This is a genomic window from Janthinobacterium sp. BJB304 (assembly GCF_002735765.1).
Taxonomy (GTDB): Bacteria; Pseudomonadota; Gammaproteobacteria; order Burkholderiales; family Burkholderiaceae_D; genus Janthinobacterium.
The window spans coordinates 14,631-27,473 of the sequence record NZ_PDZN01000033.1 but is presented as its reverse complement, the minus strand read 5'-3'; the positions used below and the strand labels follow the sequence as shown (position 1 = coordinate 27,473).

General features: G+C 57.7%; 11 protein-coding genes. All 11 read right to left on the bottom strand.

What is annotated here, in order from left to right; translation table 11 throughout:
• Positions 1-2: 2 nt before the first annotated feature.
• From CSQ95_RS27305 to traC, 11 genes are read right to left on the bottom strand one after another with little or no spacing between them, the layout of a single operon-like run.
• Entirely contained in the window at positions 3-2,879 is a 2,877-nt protein-coding gene (locus tag CSQ95_RS27305; protein ID WP_099411770.1) for a conjugal transfer protein TraG N-terminal domain-containing protein, read from the bottom strand.
• A gap of 25 nt (positions 2,880-2,904) precedes the next feature.
• Positions 2,905-4,326, bottom strand: a complete 1,422-nt coding sequence (locus CSQ95_RS27300) for a conjugal transfer protein TraH (protein ID WP_099411769.1) — start codon at positions 4,324-4,326, stop codon at positions 2,905-2,907.
• A 10-nt stretch (positions 4,327-4,336) separates the two neighbouring features.
• Positions 4,337-5,191, bottom strand: a complete 855-nt coding sequence (gene traF, locus CSQ95_RS27295; RefSeq protein ID WP_099411768.1) for a conjugal transfer protein TraF — start codon at positions 5,189-5,191, stop codon at positions 4,337-4,339.
• Entirely contained in the window at positions 5,188-5,601 is a 414-nt protein-coding gene (locus tag CSQ95_RS27290; protein WP_099411767.1) for a hypothetical protein, read from the bottom strand. The genes traF (CSQ95_RS27295) and CSQ95_RS27290 overlap by 4 nt, the downstream gene beginning before the upstream one ends.
• The gene (traN, locus tag CSQ95_RS27285; RefSeq protein WP_099411766.1) at positions 5,595-6,908 is read right to left on the bottom strand and encodes a conjugal transfer protein TraN; all 1,314 of its coding nucleotides are present in this window, start codon (positions 6,906-6,908) and stop codon (positions 5,595-5,597) included. The genes CSQ95_RS27290 and traN overlap by 7 nt, the downstream gene beginning before the upstream one ends.
• A gap of 2 nt (positions 6,909-6,910) precedes the next feature.
• Positions 6,911-7,684 (bottom strand): type-F conjugative transfer system pilin assembly protein TrbC, encoded by a 774-nt coding sequence (gene trbC / locus CSQ95_RS27280; RefSeq protein WP_257218248.1) that lies wholly within the window; start codon positions 7,682-7,684, stop codon positions 6,911-6,913.
• Positions 7,674-8,690: a TraU family protein gene (locus CSQ95_RS27275; RefSeq protein WP_099411764.1), complete on the bottom strand. Its 1,017-nt coding sequence runs from the start codon at positions 8,688-8,690 to the stop codon at positions 7,674-7,676. Before CSQ95_RS27275 ends, trbC begins: the two co-directional genes overlap by 11 nt.
• Positions 8,687-9,379, bottom strand: a complete 693-nt coding sequence (traW, locus tag CSQ95_RS27270) for a type-F conjugative transfer system protein TraW (protein WP_099411763.1) — start codon at positions 9,377-9,379, stop codon at positions 8,687-8,689. The genes CSQ95_RS27275 and traW overlap by 4 nt, the downstream gene beginning before the upstream one ends.
• A gap of 14 nt (positions 9,380-9,393) precedes the next feature.
• Positions 9,394-9,918 carry a conjugative transfer signal peptidase TraF gene (traF, locus tag CSQ95_RS27265; protein WP_257218247.1) on the bottom strand — a complete coding sequence of 175 codons (525 nt, stop codon included), beginning with the start codon at positions 9,916-9,918 and terminating at the stop codon, positions 9,394-9,396.
• Entirely contained in the window at positions 9,915-10,259 is a 345-nt protein-coding gene (locus CSQ95_RS29450) for a hypothetical protein (RefSeq protein WP_143450103.1), read from the bottom strand. Before CSQ95_RS29450 ends, traF (CSQ95_RS27265) begins: the two co-directional genes overlap by 4 nt.
• Before the next feature lie 5 nt (positions 10,260-10,264).
• Entirely contained in the window at positions 10,265-12,832 is a 2,568-nt protein-coding gene (gene traC / locus CSQ95_RS27260; protein WP_257218246.1) for a type IV secretion system protein TraC, read from the bottom strand.
• Positions 12,833-12,843: the final 11 nt, after the last annotated feature.

Sequence of the window (12,843 nt, the reverse complement as noted above, 5' to 3'; positions counted from 1 at the left end):
AATTACCGCTTCTTAAAAATTTCTTTCATTTTTTTAAAACCTTTGGCTCCAACTTCTTTTATTCCTCCTATAACGATGTCTGGATCCTCGGTAACTTGTTTATTCGCCTTGCCGAACAACGATTTGTTCGATGACACGTTGCCGGACGGCGTCTCGACAATTCCACTGTCGTTTCTAAATTTTTGTTGCGCTTTATTTTTTTCCGCCTCGGCTTTTTCGTCTATTTTTTCTACATCTGACTGAACTTGCGTAGGCGTTTTTTCAATTCTAGCTCGCTCTGCTGCCATCCAATCTTGTCCTTCTACCGGTAGAGTCGGTCCATCGTGGTTTTCAGTACTGTTTGCAGAATTATTTGGATTTTTCGAATGGCTCCGTGATTTGTTAGCCTGATGCTGCTTGTCGATGTCTGGATGCAGTGATGGATTTTCTTTCATGTTCCGATACGCCTCTCTTACTGATTCAAATGAGTTTGGAAGTTTGCTGTTCGTGGTTGGCAATATGGGTGTGTTTGCAATGCTCCCAAGATACGAATCGATAATGATTTTGGCGGAGGCACTATTCTGGTTGTGTGACAAAAGTGACTCAAATAGTTGGATATTTTTCGGATCCTTTGCCAGATCAAGATTAAAAGATTCACCACGTGAATGCGCTGCCGATATAGTAGTCGCATAGTTTATTTGTTCACGCAACGTCGCATCTGCACGCGCCGAAGTCGCAACCGTCTGTGTGATTCGGGATGCATTTTCGGTGGCTGTCCGTTGATCAGAAGTAACGGAGTTCAATAGACTGGTATTCTTTCCAAGTGTCTCTGCCCAATCCTTAAACTTGGAAACTTCGTCGTTACTGAGATAATTTTTGATCTCCGTTTCTTTTTTGTCTATGGAAGCGGAGTACTGTTTTCCGCCACGGCCTGTTATTGCAAATCTGCTGCCAGGAATTACACCGACCTGCGGTGTACCAATGTTGAGATCCGCTGCTACCCCAAAAGCTACGTGTGCAACCTGTTGCTCGCTGGCCCCCACGGCTTTCCCAATTACGTTGGCAATTTGCTTTAGTTCTTGCGCACGCGCGCCAAATTCTTCAGTACTGTTCCTTGTGACACCTTTAGACCGATTCGTTGTAACGCTAGTTCCGTCGACATGCAGCAGGGCATTCGAGAAGGCGGCAGCTTTGTCCCTTGTTGCTGCGACAGCTTTCGACTCGGCTGCGGATACTTCTTGAGTGGCAACTGCGACATGATTTTCCGTGACCTTCCCCTCCACTGTTCTGGATACTGGTCCTTCATTGGCCAGTGCTTTGGCAGCGGTGAGGCCGGACAACGCATTAGTAATATAGCTATTTCCTGAAAGATCGTTTTGCCGATTTCTGAAGAACGGTGACGAACGGACAGGCGCCAAGGTCATCTGATCCATGGCAACATTTCCCATGGATACATTGCCCGTTGCGGCCGAATTGGTGGCAGTGGCCACATTGCCTTGCAACAGGCGCATGCCATCGACGAGCGCGGTGCCAAAGTTCTCCATGCGCTTGAGGGCAGCCCAGGCAATGAAAGGAATACTCAGCGTCATGTAACCGACCACTGCTTCGCCGGAAATCGCTGTGGAAAAAATGTCTGATGACGTTGTCAGCGACAGGGCGTTGACGCCGTTGCCAACATTAGCGGCTGCGGCCAGGTCGCGCATTGCATACATGGTCGCGGCGTAGTTAAGGATGGCATACAACGGCGGCCAAAGCTGGATCCAAATCAGCACAGACGCATAGTTCTTGAAGCCGGCCACGGTATCTTTGCCGTTAGCCAGCATAAGGAGCAGGATCATCAGCGGGAACATGGCGTATGCCACCACTTCGACCACGTTGCGGATTACAGGCAGTGCCTGTTCGGCTACTTTTCCAGCGTTGATCCATGCCGCATTGGTCTGTGCCACCGCCTGCGCGCGGCCGATAGCCAGCATCATGGTGGCCGGATCGTTGACCTTTTGGCTCGCCAGAAGGCTGGTGTCGTTCACCGCATTGATGAGTGCGTTTTGGCGGATGATATCGGCTGCTGTGGCCGAGGCGTCCGCGATCCTTGCTTTGATATAAGCCTGCTGAACCTGGTCTGCGATCAGCGCCGCTGCGACCGGTCCGGGTAGCGTCGGATTCATTCGGAATGCCAGTGTGCCCTGGATACGCTGTACTTCGGCAGGCATCTTTGCCGATAGCTTGGTATATGCTTGCGGACAGGGAAGCAACTCCGCCGTGCCGGCCGCATTCGTGACGCCGGTAAACCTGGCAGGATTGGGATCACCCATGAGCGCCCAAACGTCACCAGAGGTCGCAAATGCTTCCGGTGACAGGTAGCCCGAGGCCAGATCGTACATCGTGCACTGGTGCAGAAAATTAATCAAATCGTTCCTGAAGTACGGACTTTGGAACACGACCTTGGACGTTTCGCGCACCAGCCGGCTGCCGAACATGAGTCCATTGTTCTGATAGCTCAGCTTATCCGGCATGCCGGCCGGCCCCGGGATCACCTGCATGGCCGCCTCTTCGAGTTCTGTCAGGCTGTTGCCGACCGTACTGGTCAGCGAAGCGAGCACCGCCAGGCCGAACGGTACGTTGTTAACGAAGACTTCGGCCGAACCTCCTGTCTTGTCGACAATGCCGACGGTCACCTTCGGCACCACGAGTACTGAAAATACCAGGACTACCGAGGCGAGCCACTTCCAGCCCACCATCTTTTCCGGAGCGAAAGCATAGCCGACAAGGGCAGACACGAAGCCACACACGACGGTGATGCCAAGCGCATTGCGGTAGGTATTGGCGCCGACCATGGCAGCAACCGCGTTCATGAGTCCGTACAAACTATCCGAGTTTTGATAAGCAAAAATTTCCCACATGATATTTCTCCTCGTTTTCCGGTCATCAGTGCATGTAGGCTGCCCGGCGACCTAACATATCAAGCACATGCTGCGGAATATTCGCGCGAATATGCCGTTCCAGGTGTTCCAGGTCGTTGGACACCTCCGTGAGGGAGTTCACCTTCTGGTAGACGAGGGTCTTTTCGCGGGACAATTGGGCCAGCATGTCCTTGGCGCGCAGCCGGATTTCTTGGGCTCTCCCCTGCTGTTTCATGTCTAAAGTAAAGTCTTTCTCCAGAGCTTGCATCCCCAACCGCAGGTTTTTCTCCAGAAACATGTAGGCGTAATCTGCGGCAATCACATCCCGATAGGTGGCAATCAGCTGCTCATTGGCTGTGGCAGAAGGAAACGATGCGCCGATCGACAGCATGCGGTAGACAGGCTCGCTGGTCTGGTTCACAAAACCGACCTCCGGCGACATGTTAGGAATCGGTGTGCGCGTCTCGATTTTGTAGGCAATCGAGCGCATCAGCTTTTCGACCTTGACTGTAAACGGGGTATGGACGTACTCGGGGTCGATGGTGACCTGGTCGCAGTTGGTGTAGTTGTTGCAGCGCAGGACCGTTTGGTGGACGTTGCCGCTCCCGGCATCCGACTGGCCATAGAGCAGCTGGGAGATCGATGTGAAGGTCGGTGCGATCGGATTCGGGTCTCGTCCTTCCGAATAGAAAATAACGGTCCCGACCATGCTCATGATCATTTCCCGCTCTTTGTCGTCGAGGTAGTTGCCGGCGAGCTTGAGCGATTCCCAGGTGAGGTTGCCGACGAACGGGGCCTTGTTTTTGACCAGGGGATCGGAGGATTTGCGCGCCGTATCGAGAATGGAGCCCTTGTCGGATTTGCAGCGGACGGCTGCGGCGGCATAGTCCGATTCGAGGCCCAGCGAGACGGCGATGTCCTCGCAGGCCTTGCTGGAGCTGAACCCCGTGGCCTCGGCGGCCGACGAGACCAGGGATTTGGCGGTGTTGCAGGAATTGATTTGCGCATTCGTCATCATCGATTCGAGGTTTTTGGTCCACTTGGTGATACCCCCGAGCATCGGGGACACCGATTCGAGCGCGAGCTGAAACGCTACGCCTGGCAGCGCAGAGGTGACGTTTTTCAGCATGTTCTTGAATTCGGCCGCCGAAATGTAGGAGAACGAGCCGCCGAAAAGATCGATGCCACCGCACCCCGCTTTGGCCGTCGGGTAGTTAATTGCCATTAATTGATACGTCTTGTTCGGCGCGCGCAGCATCAGGCTGCCGCCGCTATAAGTGTTGTAGACCTGGCCACGGAAGGCGCCCGGCGCCGAGTAGTTGCCGATGGCGCCGAGGTCGTTGAACATCTTGTTGACTTCGGCATTCAGGTCACCGGCGAAGGCCAGATGGCTATAAAGGGTACTGGTGGACAGGGATAGTGCGATGATGAGTTTGCGCATAGGCATGATGAGCTCCTTAACGAGATGAAAGTGTTTTTCCAAAAAGTGTTTCGGCGGTCTCAACGGCGCGCGGCCGCAAGGCGTCGATCCGTTCCACCAGCTGGCCTTCCGACAGCACACCAAAACCGACCGGCATAATCCTGCCGGTGATGGGTTGTGCCAAAAACAGCGCCGGAACTTGCTTGACGTTGAGCGTGGCGGCGGTACCGTTATCGGTGCGGGCATTGGTAAAGCCCGGCACCGCGCCGCCATCCAGGCTGACCGGCAGCACCTGGATACGGTATTTCGTGGAAAACGCCCGCAATACCGGCCCATAGGCATGGCAGTACGGGCAATCGCCACGGAAGAAGAACATCAGGATGTGGTCGCTCCCGATGTTGGCGAGGGCGGAATATCTCTCCTGCATTTGTACCTGTTCAAATACCTCCAGCGCCTGGGCATTGACGGGGCGGCCCTGCGTGGTGGGGTCCAGGTCCGGATTGGCCCACGCCACTTTCTGCGACAGGTCGGCGAACAGCGAGGCATTCCTGACGATCTTCGATTCGAGCTCCATGTAGCGGCGCACATTGGCGACAGTCGGGTTCATGACGGCGACGGCCTTCACCTGTTCCAGCTGCGCCTGTAAATCGCGCAGCGCCTTGACTTCAGGCGGTGGCTGCGGCCCGGTGGGTTTTGGTAGCGCGACTGGCGCAGGCGACACTATTTCCTTCTGCGGTTCGTACCTTGCCGGGTCGTCATAAAAATGCCAGCCGCGCCGCACAGCGGCCTGCGCGCCAGCAGCGTGGCCTTGTGCAGGGACACTGGCGGGAACCTGGGCGTGTACGGCTCCGCATGCGAGCAGCACTGTCAGACAGTATTGGTACCTTCTCATGGTGTTTTCTCCAGGCGCAGATGGGCGGGCGGCAGGCCATTGCGGCAGTAATTGATGCCGATATCGATCGTTTGTTTTTGAGGTCCCTGCCCCGGTGCGAGCCTGACGCCTTCCTGCCAAAAGCGGACGTTGAGCCGCCGGCAACCGTCCTGGGCGTAGCGGGCCAGTGTCGTGACCTCCATGAAGATCGGAGAGGAGGCAGAAAAGCGCTGGGTGATCGCGTCCGCCACTTCTCCGGTCAACATGCCGGCTGCACGGCCATCTGGTGCATCGATGGCCGCCAACATCAGTACTTTCGGATCGCTCACCGCCACGCGGGGTGTGGTTTCCGGAGCCGCACAGGTTGCGGCGCAGAGCATGGCAGAGCAAAGGGCAAGTAAAACCTTGCGCGTCGTGGTTCGATTCAGCATTTCCCTCTCCCCAGATAACAGGCTGGCGCACGCTGGGCGGCAGCATCCTTGACTGCCGCCACGTTGGGCAGCGTCGGCACGATGGAGGCATAGAACTCGGTCAGATCGAGCTTCGCAAAGTCGATGCTTTGCAATTGATCCACGCTAAAGCCGGAACAGGCTGGATTTTTTGGTGCTCCCCAGCCCATGCCGAGCTGCGCCCTCCCCTGTTCGTTGATCATCCTGGCCAGGCGCGAGTTAAAACAGCATTTGGAGGTCGTGTGCTCGATGCACGACACGCATTTGCCCAATACCCGGATGCAGGAGCTGCACCAGGTGCCGATGGTGTGACATAGCTGGGCGCCCTCCTTCATCGCCAGCTTGCCCTCGCCGGCATTGCAGGACATCATCGAGACCGCGATGTACATCACCGCAGTCATCGCCAGGCTCCAGGGATTGAACGCGATCGCCAGGTGTTCCGTGGTGGCCAGCGTGATGGAACCGGCCGGCAGCGCCGTGCCATTGACGGCCACGGTCACACCAAACGTCGTATAACTGCCGCTAAAGCCGCCACTGGTCAGCAATGCCTTGGCGCCTTGCGTGACAAATTCCCGGTTACCACTGTTCATCAGGATGTCGAATACCAGGCGCGAGCCGATGCCAAACAGGGACTGGTTAGTAAAGTGGGCCCCGGCGCCATCGGTATAGCAGCAGTTTTTGAGGAGCCGGTTGCGGCAGGTATTACCCTCGCCATTGAACAAAGTCATGGTCTTCGGATCGAGATAGACGCCAGCCTCGCGCACGGCCTCCATGTAGGTCATGACCTGCGCAAAATCGACGTCATTCGTATAGCTAGTATTGAAGCATTGCGTACCGAGACAGAACGTTTTTGGCGCACATGTAGCGCCAGCGGGGCAGCCGGTGGTGTACGCGGCCAGCGTCGTCTCGGCACTCAAGGGATCGCGGGCGATGGCTTGCGCGGCGGCGATAGCCGGATCGGTGGCCAGCACGGGCGGGCGCGGCGTGTTGGACGAGTTCAGGGCGCCCACTTGCGCCGCGCAGGCCGGGTCGCCGGGTGTCAGGGCGCAGGCCGCCAGGTGGGTACTGGCATCGCTTTTGAGGTTACTCTTGCCGTGGTAGACGGTTTCGGGTGGCGACAGCGTATAGCCGGGCACGTGGGCAGTGGCGCTCTGGGTGGTGACGCTGGCCCGGGCCGCCTGGTTGGCAGCCGTGGCGCCGGCCAGATCCTGGTTGACTTGCGCCAGGACAATGGCAGGCTGCATGCTGCTCAGGCAGCAGGCGGTCGTCAGGGCGATCAAACGGCGCATGGCTATTTCCTCATCTTCTCCAGGAGGCGGTCGGCGCTATCGGCAAAGCGCGGTGCGCGTTGCTGGATGGTTTTGAGCGCGTATTCAAGCGAGACGTCGCCGGCGACGCGAACATAAGCATCCGGCGCGAAACAACTCCCTGCCCCGCAGGCCTGGGCGGGTGCGCCGGCACTTAGTAAAACGAAGGTCGGCGCCTGGCGTACGGCAAAGCGGTCAAATGCCTGCGGATCGATTTGCCATGCCACCTTGCGCTCGCCCATGATTTTTTGGACATGCACCACGGTTTTGACCAGTGATCCGTCGTCCAGGCCCCGTAGTAACAGGGTCGCCTGCAGCTGCGCCGCTTGCATCGCCAGTTTATTCAGCGCGGCTTCCGGCATGGCGAAGGTCACAAAGACCATCAGCCGGTCGCCATTCAACGCGGACAGCGCGATTGGATTGGACGCCGCTTCATAGCCTTTGGCAATGGCGCCCAGATCAACGGGTGGCGTTGGGCGAGGCTGGGGCAAGGCGTCGATCCGCATCCGTGGCGTAGTGGAAGTTGGCCCTGGCGGCGGGTCTTGTGGCATGGGATTGGCCCGTACCGCGCGGGCGATATCCTGCTCGGTGATGACCGGCTGCAGCTTTTTGGCGCGTTCGATGTCCGCGTCGGTGATCGTTGGTATCGCCTGCGCCGCCACTGCCTGGGCCAGGAACAGAGAACTTAGCCCTGCCATGGTACGCAGTGCAGCAGGCCTGGCGCCCGCAGAGGGCACTTGGATCGGATTAGTAGCCAACACAGCAGTTCCTTTTTCGAAATAACATAAACGCAAAATCTTCGCCCTTGACGGGGTATTCCTTGCCCGCTCCCCAGGCGATGGTGGTGCGGCCAAAAGGCTGGCAACATTTGCCCAGTTCCTTGTCAGTGGCTGGAATGGGATACGTCAGCTGGGATTTGTAGGCCGTCTTGTCCATTTCCGGCAGGAAGTACGGTCCGCACAGCCCTTTCTGGCCATGCATGCCCCATGTCAGCAGTTCTCGGTGCATCTTGGCAGTGAGGCGCTGCATCATCAATTCGGCGGTGCGCACCCCGCCCACGTGGTAGGCCGCGCGGCCATCGAGCGGGAAAAGACCTCCCTGGCAGCCGGCGCACCAGAACAATTCCGGACGGCCAAATCCCGCCGTGGCAGCAACGCAGTCCGCAGCGCAGGCGGCGACGGCGCCGGGATTGGCGAAGAGGACCGTTTCCGGATTGATAATTAAGGTGAGCTCATCATCGTTCCACAATGGGTCGACCTCGGTCATGTACGCGATATCGAAGGAGCCGGCTTCCAGGCAGGGGAAGTCGGCGACCGCCTTGAGCCAGTACATGACCGGATTAACGTAGTAATGCGCCTGGTAGAAGGCATCCTGGGCGCCGCCTGCGTCCGTGGCCCGGGCGGCTTCTGGCGCAGGGATGCCCGGATTGAGATCGATGCCGCCGAGGGACACCAGGCAGAATGGTTTGCGCACCACTTCCACGTGGCGCACGGGTTCCCAAAAGCCGATGGACAGGCCGATTACCGGATTGACTTTGCACGAACAAATCGGACTGGACGGATTGGCGGTGTCTTCCTGGCCGCCCAGGTTGCCCAGGTTGCCCAGGGTGACACTGCCGAGGGAGATCGGCAGGATGCATGACCAGCAGATATCCGTGATCGGGTTCGGGAAGGCGCCAGTGCAGGTGCCTGCCGGTGCCGCCTGGGCATGGCCTGCCCCGATGAGGAGCAGGATCAAACCGATGGTGTGTTTTAGTAGGCTCATTTGGCCACCACGATTTCGTCGATGCGAAGGCGCATGCCTTCCTGGTAGACCAAGGCCGGGACATGCCGGATGCCAAAGCGCCCTACTAATCTGCCCTGCTGATCGAAGTAAATGCGCGTTTTCCACTGTTTCATTAGCTCCAGATACGAACCGCCGACGAGTACCGGCTTGATCCGCGCGCCATCGCGCTGGAGCAGGCTGCGCGCCATCTTTGCCTGTATCGGATCGCGCGCGTCAAAGAACAGCAGCTTTTTCGACATGGATGTGATCGCCAGCGGGTTGGTACGGGTTCCTGCAGGGAACAGGACGTGACCCTGTGCATCGAGGATATTCTTGTCGAGCACATAGGTGGGGTCAAAGTACAGGGTTCGCGGTGCCTTCGCCGGCGTCAAACCTGCCACCGGGGCCGGATTGGCCACGGCCGCCCTGCCTTTGGCGATCGCCTGCTCCTGCAGTGCGTGAAGCTGGCCGCTCTTTTCCAGCGCGCGCAGGCGCTGGACAATCATGTCGAGCAGGTTTTGCTCGGCAATCGGATACGTCGGCCCGATCGCGGCCAGTTCCTCGGCCTCGGCCAATGCTCCCATGAGGCCACTGGCCAGCAACAGGACGGACAAAATCCGCCTGGTCAGCTCACCGCATGGCAGGCAGTGAAAACCCCGTGTCCTGGGTGCGGGTTCAAGTAATGGCATGATTTGCTTTTCCTTCAAAAGATCGGAATGACGACGCCCAGGACCGCGTCGGCGCGTACCAGGCCATTGATGCTGTAGCGTGAATCGAAGCTGTCCGGGCTGGTGCCTTGTACATAAAAATACGAGGGCGGAATCACGGTCTCGGCGATGGGTTCGAGCCGGAGGTGTTTAACGGTGGTATGGGTCTTGGCAATGCCGACCTCCTCGCCATTGACGAAAACATGGCGATCCCGGACGGTCACTTTGTCGCCGGCCACGCCGCGCACGATCTTGAAAAACGGCTGGTGGTACAGGCCGGGGAAGACGCGGTACGCCGCCCCTTCGAATGCATAGACCACATAATCTCCGCGACGGATGCCGTTCGCCCGGTAGTCGACCACTGCGACCGTGTAGGGCAAGCTGGGGGTCACGTTAAACAGGATAGGCAGGCGCGGGGTGGCATCGATAAACAGTCGCACATAGGCGAGTGTCCAGATCACGACCAGCACCAGGTACAGATACCAGCGTCTGCGCACATGCTGAAAGAAATCGCGGGTCACAGTTTCACCTTTTTTCTGAGCAATGGAGTGAGATCGATCAGCGTCGCGCGGCTGCCGATCACCGCCGTTTTGTCGACCACCAGGCATGCGCACTCTTGCGGCAATTGCGCCAACGCGGCAGCAAAACTGGGAACAAATCGTTCAGCATCGGATATCGCCTGCCGCCGTTCCATATCGGTACGGCTGGTCGTCATGGCTTTGAAGTACTGTTCCTGTTTTGCATGGAAGACGTTCGCCGCGTCGACTACCCCGATGACCAGCATCGGCCGCAGCACCAGCCGGTCATAGGCCGCAATGCCGAGCGCCACGAAGCAGGCCGATACGAAGATATTGATCAGCATGATTCTCATTGGAGTCCCCTGTCGGCCAGTACCCGGGCGATGGCCTCGTCGATGGAGTAGCCCTGGGCACGCAAGGCATCAATCGGCTTGTTATCGGCGAGTTTGTTCGAGAACAGAAGCTGTGTGGCGTGATCAATGACCAGGCGTACGACGCCTTCACCGATCGGCGACGAGACGTACATTTCCGCAAAGGCGCCGGCCTCGGTGCGTAGCGATTTAAGTAGCCGCTTTTTGGCCGCATCCATGACGATGCGCTTGTTGCTTTCGAGGATTTCAATCGACTCCGGTTTTTGCCGCAGCAGGAAAACCCAGTCGGAGCAGTTGAAAGCGGCCGTCATTTGCACCGAACCGTAATAATCATCGGCACCCTGCGTCGCGGTGCCCAGTGCACCGCCGTATTTGCGCGCACGCCGGGCTGCTTCTTCCACCACGGCGGCCTTGACCGGGTCGTCTGCACCGATCTCTCCAAGCTGTTGCTTGAGTTCATCGATGATCAGGAGCTTCTTGCGATCACGGTTCAGGTACATCTCGCCGGTGATTTGGTACATCAGCAGGATATTGACGACGGCATGCAGATCTGGCTTGCGTTTGAGTTCTTCGTTTTCGATCACGACGAAGTCATTCGAGAAGTCGACGTTATTCTTGCCCTCGAAGAAGCGTTCGTACTGCCCGTCCTTCGAGTATGGATTGAGCATGATGGCAAGATCGCGGATGCGGTCATCGCCTTTAATTTCGAGTTCGGCAATACTGCCGGTCTTGAATGCGTCGCGCAAAGCCGTGATCGTCAGATCATTGCCGTACGACTTCCATAGCTTCAGGAGGACCGTTGAAATGGCTTTATATTGCACTTCTTGCATTTGCTGACTCATGGAACACATCTTCGCCAGGGCGGGCAATAGCATATCGATGTCTTCATGAATGTCATTGACCGCCGTAAACGGGTTCAAAATGATCTTCGAGCGTGGGCTGAACTCGACATGCGTGCCATTGGCTTTCTTGCACAGCTTCTCGAATGAGCGCCCGAGATCGAGCAGGCGCACTTGCGCACCGCCGGAGCGGTATGACCAGGCTATCTCGTTGAGGGTGACGGATTTGCCGGAACCTGGGGCGCCGACAACGGCAAAATTGTAGTTGCCCAGGTCGTTGTCATACAGGTCCAGCGTCACGAGCTGGCCGCGGCGGCCGGCGAAGATGAGGGTTGGCGTGTCGGTTCCTCGCCATTCCCCCAGCAGGGGCGCGAGATGGATGGCGTTCGCCATGGATTTGCGCGTCACCCGCTTCATCTTCTTCATGTCGTTGTGGAACGCAGGCGTCAGGGTCATGGGCAAGCTCGCCAGCAGCGCCTGGCGGTGCATGTACACATCGGCATTGAGTTCAAAGCCGCTGGCACGCCAGATGGCCCTGGCCGCTTCTGCCGCCGCCGTCGCCTCGGCAGGCGGGCAGAAAATGGCCAGCTGGTGGTACATCGAGACGAGGTTGCCGCCGACATCCATGGCGTTGGCGACGGCATTCCAGTCTTCCTGCTTCTTCTGCACGTCCGGCATGATGGCGGCCATCTTGCTGCCTGCGTTCTGTGTCGCGCGGATATGGTTCGCCGTAATCAATGTCCGCGTCGTGTTCGTATCGAGGATGTGCACGCCCATGGTGAGCAGGAACGGCGCACGGTACTGCAGTGCCGGTTGCATGACGTGGCCGATGAGCGCGCCCATCTGCCAGAGGGGGAAACGTTCCGGAAACGACTTAATGGAGAAAAAGCGTGCTTCTACGTGCTGCGGCTTGCCTGGCTTCGAAAACCGGATGCCTTCGTTGGTCGGGTCCTGGACGGTATCGAAGTCGACAATCTGATCTCGCAGTTCTCTTCCCTCATCGTAGTGAATCCATGGGATGAAACCATCTGTGAGCCGGTGGGGATTGGTGAACAGTGCGCACCAGTTGATTAAGTCGGCCGCTTCGCATACGTTGCTGGGTATAGAAGCGGCGTCAAGGGTGCTTGCCATCGAGTCGCGCAAACTGATCGCCGCTTCGCGCTTGCCGATATCATCGGCGCGCCCATCCACCGTGACGCTCATCATGAGTCGAAAGTCGCGCAGCGTAAAATGAAATCCCTTGGTCAGGGATTTCTGGCTCCCGGCCAGCAGATGTTGCACGCGCTGGCGTGCCAGCTGGCGGTACAGGTTGCTGTTCCGGGCCGGCCGGCCCCACTGCTGCGAGTTTTCATATTGATCCTCGTCTTCCATGCGCATGTTGGCATATTGGATCAGCGGGGCGCGGATGTCCGGCGAGCCAAACAGGTGAAATTGCACACCCGTGTTGACGGGACAGTTGGTGTACAGGCTTTGCAGCACTTCTACCATACGCTCATCGGCGCCGGCCTGGGGCATGAGTTCGAGCATGAAACCAAGCTGGTGATGGCGATTGATGAACAGCTGCTCGCTGTCGACATAGGGACCGTACGGTAGCCAGCTGGCAAACTGATCCTTGGAAAATGCCTCGCCTCGGCTTAATCCAAATAGATCCCATAGGCCAGCGCGAATCCCTTCGCCATCGTTTTCTGGCATGAAGAACTTGAGCATATTTGTCCTCT